The organism is Gammaproteobacteria bacterium, from assembly GCA_029881255.1.
GTDB lineage: Bacteria > Pseudomonadota > Gammaproteobacteria > S012-40 > S012-40 > JAOUMY01.
Map to the genome: position 1 here is coordinate 62,836 of JAOUMY010000003.1, position 26,000 is coordinate 88,835.

Annotated in this window: 13 protein-coding genes; 8 read left to right on the forward strand and 5 right to left on the reverse strand. The window is 49.9% G+C overall.

What is annotated here, in order from left to right:
- From OEZ43_07745 to OEZ43_07780, 8 genes are read left to right on the forward strand one after another with little or no spacing between them, the layout of a single operon-like run.
- Positions 1–10,116 (forward strand): hypothetical protein, encoded by a 10,116-nt coding sequence (locus OEZ43_07745; protein ID MDH5545468.1) that lies wholly within the window; start codon positions 1–3, stop codon positions 10,114–10,116.
- Between the two features lie 32 nt (positions 10,117–10,148).
- The gene (locus OEZ43_07750; protein ID MDH5545469.1) at positions 10,149–12,158 is read left to right on the forward strand and encodes a hypothetical protein; all 2,010 of its coding nucleotides are present in this window, start codon (positions 10,149–10,151) and stop codon (positions 12,156–12,158) included.
- A complete protein-coding gene (locus OEZ43_07755; protein MDH5545470.1) occupies positions 12,158–13,135 on the forward strand; it encodes a hypothetical protein in 978 nt (325 codons plus the stop codon). The genes OEZ43_07750 and OEZ43_07755 overlap by 1 nt, the downstream gene beginning before the upstream one ends.
- Before the next feature lies 1 nt (position 13,136).
- On the forward strand, positions 13,137–16,973 hold the full coding sequence (locus OEZ43_07760) for a hypothetical protein (GenBank protein ID MDH5545471.1): 3,837 nt from the start codon (positions 13,137–13,139) through the stop codon (positions 16,971–16,973).
- Entirely contained in the window at positions 16,973–21,025 is a 4,053-nt protein-coding gene (locus OEZ43_07765) for a hypothetical protein (GenBank protein ID MDH5545472.1), read from the forward strand. Before OEZ43_07760 ends, OEZ43_07765 begins: the two co-directional genes overlap by 1 nt.
- A 22-nt stretch (positions 21,026–21,047) precedes the next feature.
- On the forward strand, positions 21,048–21,767 hold the full coding sequence (locus tag OEZ43_07770; GenBank protein MDH5545473.1) for a sulfite exporter TauE/SafE family protein: 720 nt from the start codon (positions 21,048–21,050) through the stop codon (positions 21,765–21,767).
- On the forward strand, positions 21,767–22,006 hold the full coding sequence (locus OEZ43_07775; protein MDH5545474.1) for a hypothetical protein: 240 nt from the start codon (positions 21,767–21,769) through the stop codon (positions 22,004–22,006). Before OEZ43_07770 ends, OEZ43_07775 begins: the two co-directional genes overlap by 1 nt.
- Positions 22,007–22,011: 5 nt before the next feature.
- Complete coding sequence (locus OEZ43_07780; protein MDH5545475.1) at positions 22,012–23,229, forward strand: hypothetical protein; 1,218 nt, start codon at positions 22,012–22,014, stop codon at positions 23,227–23,229.
- On the opposite strand, the gene OEZ43_07785 is transcribed toward OEZ43_07780, so the two are convergent.
- From OEZ43_07785 to OEZ43_07805, 5 genes are all read right to left on the reverse strand, one after another.
- A complete protein-coding gene (locus OEZ43_07785) occupies positions 23,226–23,477 on the reverse strand; it encodes a hypothetical protein (GenBank protein ID MDH5545476.1) in 252 nt (83 codons plus the stop codon). The two genes, OEZ43_07780 and OEZ43_07785, sit on opposite strands and share 4 nt — an antisense overlap.
- A gap of 194 nt (positions 23,478–23,671) precedes the next feature.
- Positions 23,672–24,208: an MOSC domain-containing protein gene (locus OEZ43_07790; protein MDH5545477.1), complete on the reverse strand. Its 537-nt coding sequence runs from the start codon at positions 24,206–24,208 to the stop codon at positions 23,672–23,674.
- 174 nt (positions 24,209–24,382) lie between these two features.
- The gene (locus OEZ43_07795) at positions 24,383–24,943 is read right to left on the reverse strand and encodes a hypothetical protein (protein MDH5545478.1); all 561 of its coding nucleotides are present in this window, start codon (positions 24,941–24,943) and stop codon (positions 24,383–24,385) included.
- Between the two features lie 307 nt (positions 24,944–25,250).
- The gene (locus tag OEZ43_07800) at positions 25,251–25,679 is read right to left on the reverse strand and encodes an SRPBCC domain-containing protein (GenBank protein MDH5545479.1); all 429 of its coding nucleotides are present in this window, start codon (positions 25,677–25,679) and stop codon (positions 25,251–25,253) included.
- 159 nt (positions 25,680–25,838) lie between these two features.
- Complete coding sequence (locus OEZ43_07805; GenBank protein MDH5545480.1) at positions 25,839–25,979, reverse strand: hypothetical protein; 141 nt, start codon at positions 25,977–25,979, stop codon at positions 25,839–25,841.
- Between the last annotated feature and the right edge of the window lie 21 nt (positions 25,980–26,000).

Sequence of the window (26,000 nt, forward strand, 5' to 3'; positions counted from 1 at the left end):
GTGAGTAATAATCAAGAACTCGATGTATTTGGAAGTCTGGCCACTGCCGTCGGACTAACAGACAGTACCGGTTTCAGAGGGGAGTGGTTTAACAATCCCGTCGGTGGCACAGGTAACGCCAAAGGCTTGAAACACATCCTGTCTTCTGATGAACAACGCGAAGCCCTACTGGAATTTGTCGATCAGGTTCTGGGAGCCCCAGATCGACAAACTGAAAACGGCGCAACGTGGGTACCGTTGTTTTCAGAGCAGGGAGCAACGATATACGCTGTTGTTACGCCCTCCGCGGGGAAAACTGTCATCGGTTTTGGCGTTGAATACAAAAACGACGGCGCTACCAAAGTCATTGCCAAAGTCCATGTACCGATTTTTCAAATTGCGGGTACAAGCGACACGCGCCAAAAAACACCAGAACCCGATTGGTTGTTCCTGGGCAAGGACAACGCATTCATTGAAATCAGCCTTGGTTTGGATTTTGCCGATGTATCGCCTGCATCCGGCGAAGTAGCACTTGATGGCGTAACGCTTAAAGCATCGATTCCGACAAATGGTAGCGACGCATTTGGGCTTTCGCTAACATTGGAACAGTTTCAATTACCTGGTTCCAGCACGCCTCAAGATTTCGAACTCAACAGTTCTTCGCTTGCCACGTTGGGTCCGGACATACTCGAATTTGTGTTGAGTTTATTAAAGGCGCAAGCGGACGCCATCGACGACGATAGTGCGTTTGCGCCGTTTAAAGCTTTGATGGGTCTACTCGGACTCACTAATGATCCCAACATTCCCGAATTACCGATCGAAAATTTTGTCACACAAGGCGTATCGGCGGTAGTGGTATGGCTTGAATCCATCTTTATCTCCCCCAGCAACCGTAATGCCTGGTTCAATAAATTAGCTCAGCTGCTCGGCGTAACACCAACAGATATTATGTCTGTTGGCAACAGCACCAAATTAAATTTTACGCTTACGCTTGCCAAATTTGGCATCGGTTTAAAGATAGGCTCAACCAGCGGTGGTGGCATACAGATCACACCGTTTATTGACGTCACTTTGGCAGTTCAGAGCAATATTCAGGCGAAATTTTTTGCAGAGATATTGACTGCGGATACGGCAAAAGGTGAAGTAAAGGCCTTTCCTACTCTGTCGGCGATGGTGGAGTTTGGTACCGACAACCCTACATCGAGTAGCGATCCCAATATATTGATGCCTGTCGATAGCAGTTTCAGCCCTGCTATTGGTATTAACGCGATTAAACTCGGCGCACGCTTACTCAATGGCAAACCAGAGTTTGCGCTAACTGCTCACGGTGTCACCATGGGCAGCGATGTACACGCGCTGATGGATTTATCCAGTCCGAATTCCGCTCTCGACGCACTAAGCACAGCAGTAAACTCCGCATTGTCTGCCGCTCTCAGCGCACTGGGTAGACCAGGTGAAATCACCAGTATGTTGATCGGGCTTAACCCGCCGACCGGTATTAGTGGCATTTCTGCACAAGCCATAGTCAATAATCCGCTTAATGCGGTTCGCGACTATTGGAATGCCTTACGCGCTGATTCAAATGCGATGCGTAGCGTTCTGCTTGCGCTACAGGAATTATTTACCGGCAATGACAGTGATGCTGTTACAGGCTCAGGGAGTGACATCGACCCCTGGCGGGTCGATTTTAATGGCATTCAACTACTTGTTCGCAGTATAGGAGATGAGTTGTTATTTGATTTCGGGGCTGAATTTTCAACTCCGATATTCGATGATTTTGCAGCCAGTGCGACCATTCATGCCCGCCTTCTACGTTGCAACCTGGTACAAACCAGCGCAGAGTTTTTCAATAGTTTTTCCGCTTGCGTTGAATTCAAGAAAGCAGATGACAGTACCGCGCGATTTGATTTAGGCCCCGCCGATTTATTACTCAAATCCTTCGGCGTGGAGGCTGCCTGGTCGCCGCGTGATGGCTTTGCGTTTTATCTGAAATCCAGCGAGCTTGCCCTAGAAATCGACGCAATATCTGATGAAGGCGGCACCGCAAATTTTGAAATCCCCTTACCGAAATTCAAAAAAGACGGCTCTGTCGACTTTACTCCAGATTGGGAACAACTCGAAAGCATCGTTGCTATTTTACTTTCGCGTATCAATTCTCCGATCATTGAGGTGATGTTGGATCTGAGTGGTTGGCGTGGCCTCGGCGCACACCTGAAGCTTGAGGGACTGGTGAGTGACCCGAAGGCAGCGCTCCTCGAATGGCTTGGTGAACTCGTTATCGACTGCGCCAACATACGCACCGCTTTGCAACCGGTTGCCTATATTCTTAATGGTTTTCGCGATGCCGAACCTTCCGGTTACGGACACCAACGCGCACCCTATCGTTGCGCGATAGCCGCAGAGCCTTCCGCGCCGGCAGTCGTTGCGTGGTTTGATCCCGGTTGTCCGCTAGCGCTAAATCGTTATCAGACCTTACCCGGTCGATTCGATGTTTATGATAATTTCGAAACACAAGTTCTAGTCGACGCATTACACGATGCCAGTAGCGCACTACCCGATTTGGCCGATCTGCTTACCGGCCGCAATCAATTGGCCGAGGGGTTTAGCGTCCTGATAGAACGTTTTGCTGGTACTGATGGCATAGTCGGACGGCCGGTATCGTTACCAGAAAATGTCGACGGCGTGAGCATACAGGGATTTGGTTATTCTGCCTTGATCGCACGTGGCGCAACAAAACAGATACTCGCTGACATATTCCCTAGCAAGCCGAATGCGGTGTTGTTTGTCGGTTGCGAGGACGTGTGGGCGAGTTGTTTTGGCGCCGAAGTCAACAGCTTTGATTTGCGAACTGCATCGACACGAACACCGATTTCCAGTAGTGCAAACGACATTTGGTCATTAGCGCTACCTACGCCAACACAAGCAGCGATTGCGCGCCCGGATTTAGGTGGTATCGCTGAACAAGCGCAACGTATCAATCGATTATTACAAGGCAGAAGTGCACCGATTACCGTAGTTGCCTACGGTGCAGCTGGCGCCGCCGCCATCAAGGCTGCGCAAACCAACGCACAAATCGAACATGTCGCTACCGTAGGCGCGCCCTGGGGTGCAGTCTCAGTTGATACTTTTTCCACTGGGCTCAGTGGCGACGCGCTACGTTTCTTGTCACGCATTCCTATCGAAGAAGAAGCCGACCCTGACCAGGAGTGGTATGCAAACGAGGCCGTTGAATATTTGCATCTGTTCCACCTGATTGATCGCGCCTTGGCCTCGGTAGGTGATTCCGAGACTTTATTCGACACGATACCCGATGCCTCCGCGCTCGCATTACGTAGTGGACTCAAGGTGACGGCAGCGTTTGGCAATTTGTCGTCACAGCAATTGAATTCGGCGCTCGCAGAGCTGGTACGTGAGGCGATTAACTATGCCTATGCCGACTTGGACAGTGAATCTGCAATCGAACAAGAGAAACTTTATTTAGGTCTGGATATCCCGGTCAACAATCTGAACCTGGGTGGGATACTTGTCGGTGCAGGCGCGACATTAGAGCTTGTTTCGTTTGATCGAGGCACGGGTGGTGACAGTTTCGCCATTCATAATCAACAGCAATTGCATTTGCGATTGAATTTTGGTGTTCACGATGGCTGGCTCATCGGCGGCCCCGGTTCTGACAGCCCAATTGAAGCACGTTGGATGTCTGTTGACGTGAAGATTCCGATCAACGACCCAACGCGCAGCGGCAGTACGGAAATCATTTTTCACGAAGCCAATTGTGTTGGCGTCAAACGTGATCGATGGATTGTATCACTCGACGCCCTCGCCATCGGTGCAACTGTTGTCGATCCGGCCAGCCACATGATTATGGCTGATATTGTTAGCCGTATTGGCAGCGTTTCTCCTGAATTCACTTCCTTGTTTGCCTGTTTAGGTTTAGTCCGCGATGGCGGTTTCGACGCTCAAGGAATTGATCGTCTCGTATTTGATACAGAGCAAACCCTGCGCGCCGCATTAAGCGCCAAGGCCTCTGACATGGCCGGTATCCTGCGTAGCCTTTACGGCTTCAGTGGCAACGGTACATCACTCGCCTGGAGTATCGACGCGGCAACGATATCCGTCGACCTGGCGACGCGCACGCTTGGCGTCGACATATTGCACGAAAGTACTGGATTTCCGCCGTTTGGCCTGAGCGTCGCACTTAGCCAGACAGGTTTGCGTATGAGCGGCGCCGTGGGTTTTGTCGACACGACGCGAGGAGGAATTCAGTTACGTGGTGTTATCGAATCCGCGACACCTAGCGATGCAGAATTGTACGTCGATTGGAAATTGCCCGGACAATCTCCCGTCGATTCTATCGACGTTTTTGATCCGGCGCACACAGATAGATTAAGTAAACTGGTTGCTTCATTTGTTCCGGCGACACTCATTAGCACTGTGATCGACGTATTGCGTGGCCGCGTTCAAGCCTCGTCTGCCCAAGCAATTGACCAAGTTCTACAGAGTTTGCAATTGCTCAAAGATGCTGACGAATTCGGCTATCGTGGCATCTACACGCCGTGGGCGTTGTTCATGGATCCGGGTGCGTGGTTACGTTTTGGCGCGGCGCCCTGGCAATCTGATCCATTCGGACAAACCATCGCCGTCATGGATAAGCTACTACCGATTATCGTTCCCGGTCATAGCGGAACGGGGTGGCCACTATCAGACGATGTCGCCATTACCTATTCCGTTATCAGCGGACAATTGCGTTTAGGTCTTGCCGTTAATATTCATCACAATCTAGGCGACATACCACTTGATGCCAGTATTATCGGTGGTATCGCGATTTCCCAATCGGGAAATGCGCTTACTGTTTTACCCGCAGCCAATGCATCGGTGCAATTCAACGGCAACGGTTTGGCCGTCGCGATAACGCCGGATGTACGTGTCGATATCCTGCGTCCGTTGACCAGTCCATTGCAAATTTATCCCAATAGTCCCGGCGTTGGCGCGCTCATAGGCGCAGGACTGCAAATGGCATTGCCACCCGTGCTCAATGCGCTCGCGGCTCAACGCAGCAATGCGTCAGTCGATCAGATTTTGCGTGATACTGGACAAGTCGTTTTTGATTTGGGTGGAGCGCTTGATTTGCTCGAAGCGGGTCAGTTTTCATCGGCAAGAATCACCAACTTTGCCAACAATCCTGCCGCAGCTTTCCTTGATCGAATACCGCAATTAACTACCGCGACACTCACGCGACTGGCACAAATGTTAAACAGTCCTTCGCTGGCTGTGGCGGTAAGTTCCCCTGCGCCAGGAAAAACCAAACTCGACTTCGGTTCTCCGTCTGTTTTTAGCATGACGATGGACAACACCGTACCCAGTACTCCGGCCGTAGTTCTCAGTGCCCAGTTCCAGTTTCCGCAAGCAGGCACCATACGTGTCAATCAAATCCGTCTCAATCAATACGGAATGCAGGCCGAGATTCGTTATATTGGTGAGAATTTTAATATCGGCAACGCCGTCATGTTACGGCCGGTCATACATTGCCGCGCAGGAATAACTGCCGGCAGTTTCTCGCGTTTATTCGGAATTGGCCTGGAGTTAGATAGCACCGGTCAATGTATCGAATTTCGGTGGAACTTAGATGCAAGCCCTCCCTATTTGGCAATAGTCGATAGCGAGGGAGTTGAAACCGCTTCTAGTGATACTGATCTAGCCATTGCGATTACCGCAAAACTACTTTCTCTGGCATCGAGTTTTGTTTTCCAGAAAGTCGCGCTTGTAGAAAACAGCGAGTGGCATACTCGTCTCAAAGGTGTTGTCTTACTTGATCAAAACGGATTGCCTGCACTCGATACCGCGCTATTTTCTGAATTCGTCAATATTGAAGATCCGCAACCGTTGCTCAACCGAATCTATCGATTGGCATTTAATCTCGCTGGACCTGACATCAAACTCTCATTTGGTGATAGTAATGAAGTCGTTGTCAGTTTGATTAAGAAAACTGACGGGCCCAATCAAAGCGTCGGTATTAATGTCAATCTCAATGGCAATCTTAACGTAGCCACCGGCGATCCCAATGTTGACCTCGAAGTACTTGCCGACTGGATAAAGAGTTCCGTCGCATCACAGCCAGGATTTTCCTTATATTTAATAAAAAAAGATGCCAGTGATCATTATTCCCTCGCGCCATCGTTTGCTTTGGCAGGACTAGGCGTGCGCGTTTCGAAAACGGCAGGCCCGCTTATCGATCTCGGAATCATGAGCATCAATGCGCTGGCAGTTCATGTGTATGGCGAACATACAGGCAGCGACTTTGGCGCAGGCGTTCATTTGCAACTCGACGGCTTAGCCCTCACCCCTTCCAGTGGTGGCGGCAATAACGCCGTTGCCGAAAACTTGCTAAGTGATGCAGCATCGTCATCTTCGCCCTCTGCGCGACCTTCGTTCAGCCCATCAATTGCCATTCAAAAAAATCCCGGACCCGGTGACGCAAAATTCAGTTTACGCGCTGGTGAGGGTAATGGCCCCTGGTGGCTGGTCATTCAACGCCAACTCGGTCCAGTCTATATCGAACAGTTTGGACTAAAGGTCGATGAAGACGAGCAAAACATCAACGCTATTACCATGTTGTTTGACGCGCGCGTCGATATGTTCGGCATGAGCGCCGCTGTCGACCAACTTAGTCTGACCTGGCATCGCGGCGGCGACTTTTTTGACGTCAGCAGTTGGTCCGCAGACTTGGCCGGATTTGCAGTCGCCGGTGATTTTTCTGGCCTGTCTCTGTCTGGCGGCATGTTAAAAACCAATGACGACGGTGTCATTAGTTATGTTGGGATGTTGACTGGCCGTTTTGCCACCTACGGTCTGTCGGTGTTTGGCGGATACACCGCTAACATCATGCCGCCAGATCCTTCGAATCCTTCACCCCCGAAACCTTCGCCTTCGTTCTTTGTCTTTGGTGCGATTGTCGGACCTATCGGCGGACCACCCGCGTTTTTCCTCACCGGACTTGGCGGCGGACTAGGCATCCAACGCAAAATCAGAATGCCTGATGATTTCTCTCAATTCGCCACCTATCCGTTTATTGAAGCCCTCGATCCCAATGCCTCAAGTGCTGGCGATCCGATGGAAAAGTTGCGCAGACTAAATACATACTTTGGCGCAGAACCAGGTAACTTTTGGTTTGCTGCCGGCATCAGTTTTACATGCTTCTCCTTGGTTGATGGCATAGCCGTTTTGTCCGTGTCCTTTGGCAAAGGACTCGACATTAATCTGCTAGGACTGGCGCGCATGGCCTTGCCTCGCCCGCAAGCACCACTGGTATCGATTGAATTAGGATTAATCGCGCGATTTTCAACATCGGAAGGTTTGTTTCTGATTCAGGCGCAACTCACCGATAACTCCTGGTTACTCTATCCCGAAGTACGTCTCACTGGTGGGTTTGCCTTTGCTACTTGGTGGAAAGGTAAAAACGCTGGACAGTTTGTAATGACGCTCGGCGGCTATCACCCGAGTTTTTCCCGCGAAGGCTATCCGATCGTGCCGCGATTAGGACTGGTGTGGAAGCTGGGCGACGCTATTGTCATCAAGGGCGGAACGTATTTCGCCTTAACCTCAGAAGCCTTGATGGCAGGATTGGATATCGAAGTCAGCGTTGATTTCGGCTTTGTGTGGGCGAGAATTTCGTTCGGGGCTCACGCAATTATTTATTTCGACCCGTTCTACTTAATTGCCAATGCCTATGCGAGAATCTCAGCAGGTATCAAGATTGATACCTTCTTCGGCACCATAAGCCTGAGCTTCTCACTCGGTGCATCCATCGAAGTTGAAGGTCCGGATTTTCACGGCAAGGCTAGACTCGAACTCGGACCGGTCGATGTTACCGTACCCTTCGGCAATCAAAATACCGCCAAACATCCCACCATTAGCTGGGATGAATTCGTCGCAAAATATCTTGAACGCGGCGTGCACGGTGGTGCGCGAAGCGTCACCGGTATTACCGGTAAAGGCAGTTTACCCGCGGCTACCGATGGCAAGCGCGATGCACCATCGAGCGACGGATCAGAAGATCGTCCATATGAAGTTTTTGCAGAATTTGAATTAAGCATCGTATCGACCATCCCCATCAAGAAGACACAGATACACTTTGTCGGCGTGCACGACATGACTATCAAAACCTCTGATGGCACGGCAACGACAATCAATTTGGCGCCAGTGGGTACCAGCAATTTCATTTCGGTATTCGAACTCGCCTTGTACAAAAAAGACAATGCGGGCAACTGGCCTAATATTGATTCTCTTCACTCGAACTCCAGTTCAAAGTTGGCCAAGTTGGCAGCAGGATTTGCACAGGAAAGCGAAAGTCATAAAGGCGCCAGCTATGGCTACGAGGCATTCCCCATCGGCGCATGGGGCGAATCAAAAGATCCGGAACAACCTTCCAAGGCATTACCAAAAGGCGATGTTATTTTTGCGCCGAATCGCTACAAATTAGTAGCGGAAGCTGACCCGCAAAATATCACCGGGCCTCCTATCAATAACAATCGCGTCGAGGCAGAACGCCGTCACTTACCGTTATTGGCAACCGGTCCGATGCGCGCCACGATAATCAACTCTGCCAATAGTTTTGGTTTGCCTAGCATTCCTTCGCAAACCGAGGCGCTAATGAACCTGGCGCAACAAACCTTGTTTAGTGATCTCGGCCCTATTGCCGTCGATGGTTTTATTGGCAATAGTCAACGTAGCGCAACAGCAAAAGCATCCTACGTTGGTTCTCGTACTGCACCACCTATGTTCGGAACATTAACCGAAGGAATGTTGGAAGCCAATGACGTCAACGCTTCTTCAGCATTAATGCAGGCTGCGCCCGCCGTCGTGGGCCGTACACCGCGCGCGCCTTTTGTCGCTACCGTCATGACCAGTGGTACAGGCGTTGAATTAAGACCTAAAGGCACTAGCGTGAGTAACCAACGAATCAAACGTCGTGCAGCGCCGAGTATTGATTCGGTGAAAGGTCGTTTAGGACGTAGTCTGCCGATCAGCATGAAATTCACGGCGGCACCCGCATTTGTCAATGACCTGACCGTAATTACACAAGGTGCAATTCCCAAAACCCATATGGCGGGTGTCGCCCGTTCCTATCGCGGTGGACATGTCGGCACGGCATTTGGGGGGTCGATAGTCAGCGGTCTGTCATCACCCCTATCGAATAGAGCCAAAACTCACCGTCATCAGCCACAAGGTTTTGAACCGGGCAGTCGTCTGCGTCCCGGCGACGTTGTGGTGTTGAATTCTCCCGATGCTGCGATTGATGTACACGAAAACCGACCCAGTCTCCGCGTCGATGGAACTGCACGCGTGGTGGTATTAGACAGCAGCGGGTTTGCTCAACAAGATGTTGTTGTCAGTAATGACAAGCTGGACATTTGCAAAGGCGCAGCCTTGATCGCAATTCAAGCCGATGGCACCGTCGATGATATTGTTGAAAATCACGGCATAAATATTATCGGATGGCATGATCAGTCGCGTGTCGCTCGTCTCGGTCAACGTTCAGCATTGGGTGCAGCCTGCGTGATTAATACCCAGGGGCAAGGAATTCGCGAACCCTTAGGCTGGAACACTGCGGGCGATATCGTGCGTAATGCGGCGGTTGTTTCAACACGTTTTGATCATCAAGTCAAAACGATAGGCCTGGTACTACGCCAGACACAACTAAAAAATCTACTGGATACTGACGTGGATATCATCAATGCCACGTCCAATCACACCCTTGATCAACCAACCGTGATTCAAATCGGTGGTCGAAGCATCGTGCTATTCGAGGTCCAGGCCAAAGACCAATCACCGATCATCATTCGCGTCAATGAAGGTGGTACGCGTCAAATCGCCGGTGTTATCGCCTCGCAAAGCGCGATGAATGACGTCGCCGATCTGATTGCTGATCGTGGTTTGCTCTCGTGCGTCGCCAGACTCCGTGCCGCAAAAGGTTCTGGTTGTACATTACATTGGCAGCAAGCGGAAATTTCTTCAAGCCAGCCCACACCGGGACAAGTATCGATTCAAAAAGATGAAGTGGTGTTCAGCGGCAATATTGCAGCACCGAATGTTTTCAAAGACACCAATGTGACTAGCGACGAAGAGGAAACTACAGAATGATGAGAGTTCCTCATAGCATGGGAGTTTAAGGTATGGCAGTAGGCAAAGGACAATTTCAACTATATGGCAGCATCGAGCCCGACTTAAAAGCCGGTGATTGGAAATTCGTCGCCGATACAAAACTCACTGCAAATAAAGATGGACAAGCGCTCGGCAACAACGACTTAAAAGTTGATCGATCGGAGATTCATATACGCGTGCGCTCGCCGCGTTACTTACTCCCACCCGATCAAGTCCTTTCGACTTTTCCACCCGCGAATTCAAGCGGCAGTTACGGTAGTCGACTACCTCAAGTGGTGATTAAACGTCGTACCTTACCGTGGGAACGCCAAATCGACGGTCAGCCTGAACGTGTGCCATGGTTGGCCCTGGTACTCATCGCGCAAGAAGAAGCGATACTGGAAACAGGCATTAGCGTCGACCAGTGTGTTACATCGGGTGTTACGCTCCCCGGTGTAAAGGACGTGGAAAAAGGCAATTGCCTGGTGATTCGAAAATCGATGATCGACAAGATTTTTCCTACTCAGGAAGACGTTGAGTTATTAGTTCACGCCCGTGAAGTCGACATCAATGATACAGAACTGATGATGGGCGACGACGATGGCTTTCTATCGGTGGTGGTATGCAATCGTTTACCCTTGCCAGGTCGCGATGATGAGGGCAACGAAGTACCGGTCAAATATCTTGCCTGCCTGATCAATCTCGAAGGGCAGTTTGATGCATTACTGGAAAAGTCACCGCCCTATTTGGCCTATACTACGTTTGTTTCGAAGGCTACCAATTACATAAAGTCGCTTGCCCAAAGTGATCACCAAGCGATGTCGACTACCATCAAAACACATTTTGACGGCGTCAGTTCAGGCACTGGCAGTCTTGACGCACCGTCGCCCCTGGCAGGCGCAGACTCAGGCTCAACTGCATACTCAATCTCTACCGGCGCCAACACCATCGGCGTGCAATCAAATCCGGTTAAATCGCATTGGGGTAAGAAAAAGGATAAACCATCGGACTCGATGAGTGTTCAACTGAAAATGGCAAAAGATTTTGCTTACGCCGATATTCCGAACTTTCTGTTAGACAAAACCTACCGATTTCCCGTGCTACTGCACTGGAGTTTTACCTCGTCAGGTTCCACGACATTTCGTTATCTTATGCAGCATTTGGATTCACGCTTACTCGGTGATACGGGCACGCACAGCAAACCCCTCGATGGCCGTTTACCGCTAGAGGTTGTCGAAACCGGACATCTTGGATTAAATCACAAAACCCGCGAGGGAGACGAAGTCCGTTCGTGGTATCGCGGTCCTCTGGTACCACATCCAACAAAATCATCCGTAGCGGATCGACTACCCTTAGCCCATAGCTCTGATCAGTTGCGCATCGTTGTGCCGGATGGTCGCGAAGATTTGTCTCTGGCGTCGGCGTTTGAAATCGGACGACTCCTCACACTGTCGCAACCGTCGATCATTAATTCCTTGTTGCGTTGGCGGCAACGTCACTATCACGCTGCACGGCTGCGTTCGATTTTGGATAGTCGGTTGGAAAACTGGCGCGAACTTCTCGGCGAGGACATTCGTGAAGAAACGCTCAAACATTTGGGGCCAATTGTCGGGCGATTTTTTGCCAAAGCCATCGTTACTCAACCGGAAAAATTTGTTGGCAATCCACGGGTCACCATATCACCCGGGCGTCCCATGCCATTCGATGGCATGGCCACGGATATACTCGGTCGCGGATTAGGAATAGATACGCATTTATTGCGCGGCGATATTGGTCGCATACTCGATAACATTCGCGATCTCGAAACACCGACGATGAATTTCGAATTGAACGACATCGGTCGCGTCAACTTTCGCGAAAATCTTCAAGCCAGTCTCAACAACCAAAAAGTCGATATCGTGTCCAACACATTAAATTCGATTTTACAAAACAATGTACTCGTTGGTCCGAATGTCTCTGTTTTGGACATCAGTAAGAAAACCGTCAATTTCGATATATTGGATCGAATTTTGGCTGCTGAAAAAGATGAGGAAAACATCTAATGTATAAGCCGCAGGATATCTTGAATAATTTGGCCCCTGAGTTAGACGCGATAAAGAAGGCTTCGGCCGCAGAATTCAGAAAGTTCGAAGACACCGCGATGCCTGCCGAGTTACGTCAGTGGCTGGTTCGGCTACGACTTCTGGAAGGGGTTCCATTTGCCAATCTGGTTGCCGATAGTGAATTGCTTCCCCTCGAATCTATACGCTGGTTCTATATGGACAGACGTTGGACTGATGCCCTGGTGCAAGGTGCCTTAAGTGTTGGCACCGTCAATAGCGACGATCGTACTCAGCTCGAAACCCAGTACGCAGCTATACGTGCAGAACTGGACACCGAAGAACGCAACGTACGTCTGAATTCCGAGGCCAGTCGCAAATCCGGCGGCGCCGGTCCTATTAGCGGATTTTTATTGCGATCACGTGCAGTCGCTGGTTGGCCTGGACTGCACGTACGGGCGTTTTACGAAGAACCCGACGAAGGAGATGAGGGCGACTATAGCGACAATTTGCCGGAAGTGCAGTTGATTCGTTTAGAGCGTCTCGCGCCGGCAGTATTGTTGTGCCTATTTGACGGCGTGCCGAAAGTGGTACACATCGAAGAGCCTCGTCAGGGAATTCAATTCGGTGTGTTGCAGAAAGATGTTGGCAACACGCGGCGCGCTGTCATCCGACCACGCGACGTCAATACCAGTGAATACATCGACAAATTGGGAGGGCAAGACAAAACCGTACACTTTCGTCCCGGCGGTTCTGGCGTAATCGATATTCGTCAGTTGGAAAAAGATTTGGCTGCGGTCACGGGTGGTGATACCGGGGCCGGTGATGAATTGAATAGTGGCGAATACGCATTACAGTGTTTGCGTTTCCCCTATCGACAAGTTTTTGGAGCGATTGCAAAACCAACGTTGGATTCCGTATTTAAGGCGACAGTGAACTACTCCCAATTGGTTTCCGGCGTGAAAAAGGGAGTGCAGTGATATGGCGAGCAAAAGTGGCAATATCGTCAGCGATCGCGATTTACTGAAAAAATCAACGCTCGACAACGCGATCTATTCCGAGAGATGGGCCTGGCTTGTTCGTGCCAGCACCGATATTGGTTCAATCACCACGTGGGATCCCAATTTATTGCGTGATAAACGCATACTGGTACCGATTGATGTTCAGGCATATTTCTCAAACGAAACCGAGCTGCTAACGCCGGTGACCGGTGGTCCAAATGATCCCGCGCCATTTTCGGAAGGCAGCGTCGCTTCTTACGGCGTACATCTGCACTGGGCCATGCCGGATGCTTTGTTACGCGGTCAACACGAAGAGCATGGCGATGCCCTGGTGTTACCCAAGCTACCCGATCGGTGGGTGGTGTTACGGCTGTTATTCCCCAACGGACACGATCGCCCGATGGTTCGTGGTTGGGTGATCGACGCCAAAACCAAAGCACTGAGCGCGCTCAAGGATTTCAACGGTAGCTTTAACGTGCCAACGGATGCGCAGACGTTCGACCCACTCAATGGTGGTATCGGTGGTTCATTATTGTGGACAGCATCGTATCATGCGAGTGCCGGACGTTTTGGTTTTCATGATCCGCTCGACGATATCAACATTCTAAAGAATACCGCCAAGAAAGGTTTTCATAACGACATCGCTACCTATCTGGTCTGTGGTTGGAATAGTACACATGCCGAAGATCCTCTCAATGCCACTGGCAAAGGGGAATTGTTCGATCTGCTGCAGGAGTTGCGTTGGTTTGTCGATCCCGAGCAAGACGAGGATGTTTCTCAACCATTGTTGTCGACGCTAGCGATGTTGCAGAGTTCGGGATATTTTCAATTTTTCAAGGACGTTGGCGAAACCGAAATACATACGCAGAAAGATGTTCAAAAATACAAACACGCCGACATTATTCCTGAATCATCGCTAGCGGTGAGCAATCCCGGACGCGTCATTATTAAACAACGCCCGCCGCGTTTTTCATCGATGTTACATGGCATGGTCACGGGCGTTCCAATTAACGCAGCCAGTCCGATGTATGATGAGCGGCCTAACAGCAGCTCGTTGTCTTTAGCCATTGGATTCGACACTGACGATGTCGTCACGGCCTTGGGTGCCAGCACCTTGGGAACATCAATCAGTGATCGACAAACCGCTGAGACGATTGCCGCTGCATTTACCAGCGATCTAATGGATCGCTTAGGTGAACCCGATGGTTTACGAGACATCGCGGAAAAAGAACATTCCGATATGTTCTGGTCTTCGCCAGGAAAACCATTGCCACTTGATCGTGAAGATGTCTTGCGTGTTGAAGATTCCGCCAAGGCCAATCCCGTATCAATTGGTCGCAAGGCTCGCTCTATCGCCTCAGTGAAATTTAGTAAAACGAAAGGACGCCAGGGAAAATTCGGCACCAAAGGTGACCAGCTCGGTTTGCGTGTCGACGGTCGACTCGGAAGCTCACGGCCGCTTAATGACTGGTTGCAAGACACGACCAAGAACCCGGGAGAATCACGCAGTGTCAGACGACCTGCCCCACGCCTTTTTAGACCTCAGGCGCCGGTTGTTGCGATAAAAGGTTGCAAACCCAGCTTACGTCATCACCATGATGGTAGTTACGACGATCACAATCGCTTGCGTTGTCGGTATCCCAGCGAAGTCATAAAATGTATCGACAGCGTCGTTGACGGAGTCGATCTGGTACCGTCGCTAAATTCCGGCGCAGTACCCAACGAAGTTCTTTTATTAGCCCGCGAAGCGGCGATCTTAACACCCTACGCCGCGAGTTGGCTGGCAAAAGCCGTGAGCAAGAATTCGACATATGAGCTGCAATTTAGCAATCGTATTCAAGCCGAAATGCTGAGAATGTATTCATTGGATGGTCGCTATGACGGCACCGGTGAATTCAATTTTCGGACCTCACCGATGTCCATACAAGGCGATGCCACACGTGCGCATAATGGAAACTTTTGGGAGGGAGAATCCTTCTACGACAGCTCGGTGGCGAGACAGTTATTAGCCGAGTTGTCACGTATGGCCTATCTAAAGGGTACACCACCCAGTCCTATTGGCATTACCGCATGGCGTCAGCCGTGGGTGCCGTTATGGTTGGAGTGGCGTGTACAGATCACTGGCTGGGACAACCTGGACCGCTGGACGCTCGAGGATTTGGATTTCAAATTGCTGGAAGACAGCGGCGCGAACAAGATTTTTCAATTCGATGGACGCAGCCCGATTAACCGCGGTTTGAGTACTGCGCTACACAGCAGTATCCAACGCTGGATCACCGCAGAGCAGGAACGTGACGCCACCGAAGCCACGCTCGGCGATAGTGATAAAGCTGCACTGGAAGATCTTGCGGACTTTCTCGCCCCGTTGGATTTGGTGTCGACGTCCCTCGACGGAATTCGCGAGCAGTTATTGGGATTGCTTTATCAAGGTGGTATCCACACCGCAAAAGAAGAAGAACATAAACCCACAGCGCACGCATTGCCTGTCCCATTATTCGGCGGCAAATTGAAGCTACTCAATTTGCGTCTTGTCGATGCCTTTGGCCGAACACAAACTATTGCGTTAAACAAAGTGGAAACAACCACGGCATTAGAAGTGCCAGGTGAAGACGCCTGCATCCGCATGCATCCGCGGATACAAAATGGCGCTCGCTGGCTCTTTCGACTCGTCAGTCCGTCGTGGCCACTCAATGCCGATGCAGCCAACGCCCCCGAAGCCTTTGTCAACCAGATCGAGCCTAAATTCGCCATCAATCCGGTCGCCGGTTTTTTGTTACCAGATCACATCGATGAGGCTCTGGAGTTTTTTGATGTTGATGGCAATGCGCTTGGTCAACTAAGTCATCATGAAATTTCCGGTGCCGTGCGATGGGAACCCGCGCCAGGGAGAGCTGTTCCTCCAACAGCGGGACCGTCAGAAGAAATTCCAGATTCGGCGATGGCATTGGGACTATTGGCAGAAGGCGTGGTGCGTAGTGACGTGCGTAATCGCGCCACGAGTCAACCCGATCGGGACTCGGCCTTGAGCGCGTTGTTACGAACAATTGATACCGCTCTGTGGACAATAGACACCTACAGCTCATTAGGTACCAGTGCAGTCGCCGGACTGGTTGGCCGACCGATCGCTGTAGTCAAGGCGACGCTGCGTCTGGATATACCCGACGATATTGATAGCGTCAAAATCACCCACATCGGTGGCGCAGACGCGCGGCGCGAATCATTTGAGTCCTTGCGAGATCAATATTTTCCTGTGCGTTTCGGAGATCTTCATCGCAGTGACGATTCGCTACTCGGTTTTTATGTCAACGAAAACTACGATGAGTTCTATCTCGTCGACAAAGTGCTCGCTGAGTATGCAAAAGATTCGGGACGCTGTCGCGGACATCTCGGTCCTTTGGGAAGTACTCAGACACCCGAAACAGTGAAGCTCACCCACCCGTTGCTGAAAAAAGATGACACGATTTATGTGCGTCCCGGGCAAGTGATTCGACTCACCCTACTGATGTTGCCTGCTGGACGGGTGCATCTGACATCTGGCGTGTTGCCTAAGAAATCATTGTCATTGAACGACGCCTGGATCACTAAAGGATTAACACGGGTGATTCCATCCGTACGCGTCGGCCCTGTACTGGTAGATCCCGAGGAAATTCGTTTGCCGAAAGTGAATTTGCTCGGCGAGAAGCAACAGTTTACGCGTCGCACCGGACCGCTTACGTGGCGTGATGATCCGATTGTCTCTGCAACTGACGCCGCCTTGTTACCGACCCTTCCCCATGAGATTCAAGAAGGATGGATTCGCATTATTGAGGGAGAATAATGATGAGCGAAATGGAATATACGCCGGATTTAACACGCGAACAAACACAGATTCGAGAACAGCGCGCGGCACGCAAAGCAGCTCGAAAGAAAATGAATGCTGCACGTGAACTATACAATCAACAACGAATACCTAACCAGCCTCCCCAACTGCTACGCAATGCGCTCAGTGCCTATAAAAAAAATCGTCGGTTGTTAGCGCAAACCGACATAGGAGAGCCCGACAGTGAAACAGCGCGAACGCGTTCGATGTCAGCGCGTGCCTTCTCACAACCCGGCGCCGCCAACCGCAATCAAAATCGCTGGGTGCCTATCGGTCCCTCCGTAGTCATCAGCGGACAAGCCGATCGCCTGCCACGCGTGTCCGGTCGTGTTCGCGATATTGCAGTCAGTCCCAACGGTAAACGTGCCTATATCGCCACGGCGAAAGGTGGCGTTTGGTATACACGCAACGCAGGTCTGACATGGGATCCTATAGGCGCGTGGGCAAGCGATGAACGCAGTACGGGTGGCAATATTTCTACATTTTCCTGCGGATGCTTGCTCGTAAAATTTGATAACGATGTCAACAGTGAAAATGATTTTGTGATGGTAGGCACCGGTGAGCCTAGCTCAGGCTACACTACGGCTGGCTTTAGAGGTTTTCGAGGCATAGGCGTATTAGTATCAAACAACGCTGCTCTCGCCAATTTGCAAGACGATCCTTGGGAAGAAGACGCAGGTCTATTTGTATTCGAAGGCGAATCAATCATGCGTATGGTCCGCGTACCACACGCCTTGAGCGGAGCGAATGCAGGTGAACTAAACGACAAAGTCATCGCCGCCAGCTCGAAAGGATTGATACTGGGTAACCGTGTCGCTGGTGCTCTTTCCAATAGATACCAATGGGTGTCTATAAATTTACCCACGGCTGGTCTTGTTGCCCAGGCGCAACACATACAACACCATAGCTCTCCCGATCCTGGTTTTATCGTCACTGACGTCGCTTTTTGTGGCAATCGTTTATACATCGCTTTCTTTAGCCGCGGGCTGGCGATGTTAGATCCGAGTGAATTCGGAAACGATTTTACTACCGTAAACAATGCGCACTATCACTGGATACCTCACATGCGTTTAACGACGGGTAGCAGTGATCCTGCCGGCAGTATGATGGCCGGACGCATCAGTATCGCGGTCAACGGAACGCAAAACGCGGTGTATGCGCTGGGAGAAATTTGGCGTACGCCTGCAGCAAAAAACAAACACCGAACCCCTTATGTTTGGCGTGTCAATGACGCGCAAGCGGGTGCATCTGCGGGATTAACAGCAACGCCCCTGCGCGTTGCCAGTCCAGGACATTTTCCCAGTGCCAAGAGTTTGTGGGATGGTCAAATGAATTACGACCAATGCATACTTGTTCACAGCTACGAACCCGGTGGCGCACCAGGAACAAATGTCGATCGCGTGTATATCGGCGGATGTATTGGACAAACCAATTCAGGTGCCAACCTGCCGGGATTGACCGATTGGAATGGTTCGGTGTGGGCCTGGGATTTTAACGGTACCAATCTCGTCGCGATTCCCGATGTGTCTGCCACAGTGCCTGGCGGTTTTGGTGCTAACGTTTCTGGATTCATTGGCAATGGCATACACCCGGATATACACAAGATTGCAATCACTCAAAAAGCCGGCACACTACGACAAGACGTATGGGTGGGATGCGACGGCGGCGTGTTTGTATCAACGCGCAATGGTCAGGCAAATACCTTTACTTCGCGCAATACCGGGATTGCATCGATCGAATCAGGGTTTATCAGTTCACATCCAACTAACAGTCAGTTTATGTTAATGGGAACACAGGATAACGGTCGTCAAATTCGCGTAGGCGCTACTGTTTGGCAACTTCGCACAGGTATGGAAGGCGACGGTGGCGGCGTACTCATTCATCCGGTGTATTCTAATTTACACATAGGCCAGTACATTGAAGGCACCTGGGATGGTCGCCCAACGTCGCAATACCGAAGCCCTATTCGTACAACCAACACAGATGCTGAAAACAAGTTGTCAGAATTTTATTCTGGTATTGATGTTTTTCGTCGTCCAGGCACAAACAATACACGCGTCGCACTAGGCACTATTCGTGTCTGGATCGCAGACAATGTTGGTAACACACACAACACCAACTGGCGTGTGTTACCTGTAACACCGCCGGGAACGCCTTTACCTACTCGTTATGCACGCGCGCCAGATCGCGGTCCGGGTAACAACAATGCTCGCCGTTTCGGTGTACCCTTGGCTCCCGCAACAATTGACACCAGTACCAGTTTGCCACTGGGCGCTGTCGTAAGCGTTAAGTGGGTCAATGAACATCGTTTGGTTGCGGTCTATGTCGAGGGCATCGTGCTCTACGATGAAGATGCCTCAGGCAAATGGACGGCACGTATTCTATCGGATCGCGATGCTGCGGTTGCTGCCACCCCCACCGATGGCAGCGTCATTCCATGGACATTTAATTACGCCGACGTGGCAGTGGTACCGGGCAGCAATGATTTCTACGTAGTCGGTTCCGGTAACGTTAGCCCCAATCCGTTAAACCCAACACCCATGAACCGTTTGGATACGTGTTTCTATTACGCCGATGTAGGCAGCAAATTTTATCGCACAGGATTAGACCTTGAATTACTCGGTTTCATGGATAATCCCTACGATGACACGGATAGTCCGGTCGATCCGGCCTACTCGGTAGTCGTCGATACTGCCGCAGGTAATCCCGTATATGTCGGTACCTCTACCGGCGTGTGGAAAGGCACTAAGAGCATGATCACCGTGGGTAGTGGTGCCGACGCGCACGATGTTCCGCAATGGCAATGGGCGCTGTTTGATAACGGCTTACCCGAATCGGTTGCGCAAGACTTAAAGATTTGGACAGACCCAACACCTGGCGCCGCGACGCCAACGCGATTGCTGCGCGTCGCTTTGCAGTCACGGGGAATATGGGAAGTTAATCTGAGTGCAGAAGAACCCGTCAGAACATTTCTTCGTGTACATGCCCACGATGACAGACGGCAGTTTCCGACACCCTTGGCCGATCCACGCGCAAATCCCACTTCGACTACGCAAACCCCCTTGTCCGTTTTAAACAGTCCTGACATCGTGGTACGGCCAGCAACGCCGGTGACTCATGCGCCCAGTTTTATACCGGGGACTTCATTTGCGCACAGTCCATATCAACTGTGGACTTTTCAAACGGCATTGCGATGGATTTATCCGAGCGTCGTACCGAATGGAAAATGGTCTGACCAAATGAGCGACATCATCGCGCGTCTCACGCGAGAACATAACGCAGAGATAGCAGGCCCTCCTACCAACACCATCACTCAGGCCGTATGGAATTGGGTGATGGCGAATGCGAAAGATTCCAGCGCACAGCTCGCCGTATATCGACCGGCATGGCAAAACGAAGTCGTCGAAAACAATCCGGGCACCGAAGCGGATTTAATGGAAACAGTCATACCGCGTCGCGTAGTCGCCGGGGTGTGGCAAATCCATCGTGAACCGGTAATCGTCGATGTATTGTTGCATCACCGCGATACTAACCCCGTCAACGTCAATGAATCGGGCGTCGTGTTACTTTGGCGTAGTCATTCGGATCAAACCCACTTACTCAATGTCGATTGTCGCAGCGTGATCGATTTTGCCCGTGCCCAGTTTTCAGCGGGCGCACCCACGACGTTGACTCACTGGAACGTAGCGTTAAACGGCGGGAATGCATTACATCGTTTACCAGTCAAGCTCAGTGCTCGCATGCCTAGATCGGTCGAAGTCAGAATAGATTTAGGCACTGATGCGCCACCGAGCGATGCCGGCGGCGATGTCGCCAATCCTTCACCAACGGTAGATCAAGATTATGTGTTACTACTGGCGATAGGCGGTTCGCAAATCGATCAATTTAGTGCACCGACTAATTTACCTGCCGCCGGCAACGTGAGTGTGAATGACCTGGTACGTAATTGGCCACACGCCGCGGCACGATTGATACGCGTTGTTAATCGACCGCGCCAGGCTTTGTTCTAGATTTATACCAAAAGGAAAGTTTATGGAGTTCGATCTCTTTTCAATCGCAATACTTACTGTAGCCGTTCCTGCTGCGTTTGCCTTGTCGGCAGCTGCGGGTTTTGGTGGCTCGTTGATACTCGTCCCCGTATTAATGATGACGACGGGTGTCAAGGAAGGCGTCGCACTGTCTGCATTATTACTCGCAGCGAATAATCTGGTGAAAGCGTATGCCTATCGTAAAACACTGCCACTTAAATCCTCTGCCTTAATCGCGATAGCGGTGATGTTCGGCGCGGCACTGGGTGCACAGTTAATGATTGTTGCGCCTGAGTCCTGGGTGAAAGGCTTTGTCATTGTGATGTTTCTCGCTACCTTTGCCCTGGATTTTCTACCGTATGGTGTAACGCGCAAGAGTTGGGCGGGAATAATGGCCTTTACAGCGGGCGCCACTTCCGGATTTTCAGGCATGAGCGGACCGCTCAAAGGTGTGGCGATACGCAGCCTGGGACTGGATCGCCAGTATTTAGTCGGCGCAGCCGCAATGGTTTCCCTCGTCGGTGATGCAACCAAAGCAGCGGTGTTTAACAACGCAGGTTTGCTCAGTAAAGAAGCGTGGATACTCGCTGGCATTTTGCTCCCCGTCATGATTATTAGCACCTACGCTGGTCGATATATCAATCATTCCATAGGCGAAAAAGGTTTTATGGCCTTGTTTTGGACGGTCATATTGGGATATTCCGCGCGACTGGTATTGAACTGATGAGCCCACCCAAAAATTCCGATGTAGGGCACGAACATCACCATGTGAAGGAAGGTGAGCCGTGTGATTTGTGTAATGTCGAAAACAATGCTGACGAACAAGTCGAGAAACCGGATTTCGATCTGCAGGATAACAATGTGTCACCACAGCGAAAATCGCCAGGACCAGAAAAAAGTCGTTCGCGTAGTTTAGAAAAACCGCACAAGTCGACGACGCCGCCAAACAACCCAGACGAATAGACTTTATGACACGCATTATCAAACACCTGCGTTTAAATCAAAACGCGGTAGGAAACCAGGCCAGTACTATTTGCGAACCCAGTCTGGCTACATCGGGTAAACGAATCATTGTGTCTGGAAATTGGTTTTGCGCACGCAGTAGCAATATGGGCAAAAGCTGGAAATTCATTGATCCTTATGAAACCTTACCTCCAGCCCGTGGTGGCGTATGTTGTGATCAAATCGTCCACTACTCCAAGAAATGGCGCCTATGGTTTTGGTTAACACAATATCGCAAAACCAGTGAAGGCAACCTATTTCGCGTGGCGGTAAGCAATTCCGGCACACCAACATCGTGGACATGGTGGGACACCAAACCCACCGACATAAACGCCTCCTGGACGGATGTATGGTTTGACTATCCCGACATTTTAGAAACCGAAAATTATCTGTTGTTTTCTTTTAATATGTTTACGGTCAGCGGTGATGTATGGACTCGGGCGGTAGTGATTCGATTACCACTAAAAGATTTAAAAGCGCGAGCTAGCTTACCACGCCAAGCGTGGTCTACCACTCAATACGGTTCGCTGCGATTCGCGCGTGGCGAGGGTGATTCGGCTTACTTTGCTAGTCAGAGTAATCGGTCAACAGCCATTGTGATGTTCAAATGGGCGGACAATAGCACCAGCGTTACGCATAAAACGATCACCGTCAGCCCTTGGAAAGACGGACCATATGATTCACTCGGCCCGAATAACAAACCCTGGCTAAAACGCCTGGATGATCGAATCACCGCCGGATGGCGTGCAAGAGGCCTTATTGGATTTGCGTGGAGCGCCAGTGCCGATGACCACCATCCTCATCCATATATACGCTGCGTACGCATCAACGAACACGACGAAACCTTGCTCGACGAACCTGATCTGTGGAGCCTGGATCGGGCCTGGTCATATCCAGCGACCTGCCCGAACAAACGCGGCGATATTGGCATGACCGCATTTTGTGGCGGAGGAAACGATTTCGCCTGCCATGCGGTGGGTTGGCTCGATGAAAGTCTAAGTCAGTGGAAAATGAAAACAGTCAAGAAATCCACGCATGCACCACAAAACGGCGCGTGGGGTGACTATTTGGATATTCAGCCTGATCCCTCACGCAAAACATATTGGGTAGCAAGTGGATTTGTCCTGGATGGCGGAAGCAGCCGCGCACAAATAGAACCGGGCGTAGTGTATTTTGCTCCCTAAAGATTTTCGTCTTTCGGCGGCAATTGTTTTCTAATCTCTTTGGCCTGTGTCAACAAACGCGGAGCAGTCACCAACACACTCAACAAAATCACTAGCATGGCAGACACCGAAAACCACATCACGGGTAGCGCAATAAATAACAGTACCAATCCGATGAGAAGTGTTATAAAGACGGCTAACACTCCACCCACCAAACGGGCGAATGGATTCGTCACCTCGCGGTTGTTTACGACAATTTTGATGCCCATTGTTTACTCGCAGATGTTTAGCTGAAACTACTAATTAGTAATATAAGAATAGCTGTTTTAAAGGGCAAAGAACAAGGAACTCAAACAGTGACGCTACAAATATTTTTTCTCACTCAACATTCAATAGAGGTCGCATAGCGCCACTGAAGGCGAAGAATGTTGGAAGCTCATGTATTTTGAACAACTGAATAGAGCTAAACTCTCTCTAGAGGCAGGAATGGCTCGTCAGGTAGTTCTACATTTATGGAATCACCTGCTTTGATGACACCGCCCTGTTTTACTATCCCCATGATTCCCGCTTTTCTGATCAGATTGCCATTTTCATCCCTATCCAGGACAGCGGCAGTTAAACCCTTTTGATAATTATCTAGCTGCGCGCATGGATTTCTCAATCCTGTCACTTCTATCACTGCGCCACCAATCTTTAACTTTGTATTTCGCGGCAAAGAGAGAAGATCAATATCTTTTGTTGTAATGTTTTCACCCATGGTTGCCGGGTTAACTTTAAAACCTTTCGCTCTAAGTTCCTCGATAAGTTCATAATGAATCAAATGCACCTGTCTCAGGTTTGGCTGACTAGGATCTTTCTCGACTCTGGATCTGTGTTTTACAGTACTTCCGCTGTGAGCATCGCCTTCAACTCCCTGGCCTTTAATTAAGTTAATAGACGAGCATACATTTTTGGAGAAATTATGTGTATCTTTCTTGCTTACTGAATAAACTATTCCCATTTTCCTGCTCCATTACATAGGCAAGCGCCTGGATGAGAGGCCCGTTTGAAACTCAATGGAAAACCTGTCCGCCAAAATGCGCTTGCTATGTAAAATAGAATTTATTGCTTTTGTAAAATGATGTTTTTAGCATTTAAAAGATAAATTTAACGATGGTCGATATATTCGCCAACATTAAGCTTGTAGTGCAGACTTAAGCCTATGCCACGCCCCACCACAAGTGGATTTAACACCAAAATCAAAAGCCGGATATACCTCATTCGCCCAGGGATCACATATTACTGTCTCGGGGTTCCAGTTTTGTATATCAAGTGTTGATGAAACTGTACCGGGGTTTCCGCCCGCCTTTCGACCAATTACGACAAACACATGGTCACCATCACATACACCAACTCCACCGCCTCCTTGCCGCTGGCTTGCCAACGTCATATATTCGATAGGCGTTGCCCCGAGTGTAAGTCTCAAATACTCAAAGGCTAAGGCTGCTTGTTCTCCGCAATTACCACATCGACTATCACTGGCATCTTTGGCTAGTAAACGAACTAATTCTCCCCATGTGGTAGCCGTACGGGCAGCTGACTGTTTGCGCATCCGTTTAACGCTGTCATTAGACCAATTACTAGTGCGTTCCATATCATCATGTCTATTTGAAGCCCCTATAACACACGTGTACTTTACATGACGTAACGCATTATTAGCCCAGTGTAAGTTGGTTTCATATTCCTGTTTATTCATTGATGTTTCCTCCATGAAAGGTGTCTTGTGTTGGCGCAACTACGGATCTTTACCTTGTGTGATAAAGGTTTAATTTCCGAAGCTACTTCATACATAATTACAACAATATTTGAAGTTGTAGATATGAATTAGGTCACACAATGTCGCAACTCACCGGCGTATAGCAGCGAAGAGAGGCTTGTGGCATTTCTTTCAAACGAGTGGCCCAATAATGTATCCGGGTAAATGTTCTTTGATAGGCATAGTCAGCTATGTTTTTCTACCCAGCTCTTTGTTGCGATATAAGCACCATTTCCACGGGCGCTTATCATACTTCTGCTGACTCAGCACATTGTTTGAGACATTTTGAAAACTCATCAAATGATGGTTGCAAATCCGGTATTGAACGAGTGATTAAAGGCGCCAATAAACCAGAAAAGTTTTCACTCATTGAAAATATGGTGGCATTATTTTCAGCACTGGTTATCGTATAAGTACGTTTCCCAGTAAATAGACCCAGAGGCATACCGCCACTCCAAACCATCGATTTATTTGGAGTGAAATCAGAGACCGTAAGCGGAAATGCTCTGTCAGGCATTGCCTTTGCGCGAACAGTCACTTTGCTACCTGGCGAGACTGAACCCGCAACATTTTCAATCGTTGTATTCCATTGGTGCCAGTCAGAAATATTAGTGAGAATCTCCCAAACCTTTTCTGTTGGGGCATTTATGACTATGGTAGTGTTAAAAGACTTCATATGTTTCCTCCTTGATTACGCTATTTCCCTAACGACAAGAGCAGTAGCCGAACGCAGTAAGATTTTTCTCCGTTGGGGATTACTGGCTTGCCTTGTATGTTTCATTCTCCAGCCCTTCTGCTTTTAGCAGCTTTTCCAATTCGTTATAGCCATCCAGCTCTAATAAGCGGGTAAGGTAGAAACAAAGTCTAGATTGGTTTGCATCATATAGTTAATTGATCCGCCAATATTCCAAAGCATACCAAAGGCAGCTATTGCCCAAAAACTCCAGTGAATTCTTATTTTGACATTATCTGCCATATGTCATCCTTGATATGAGAT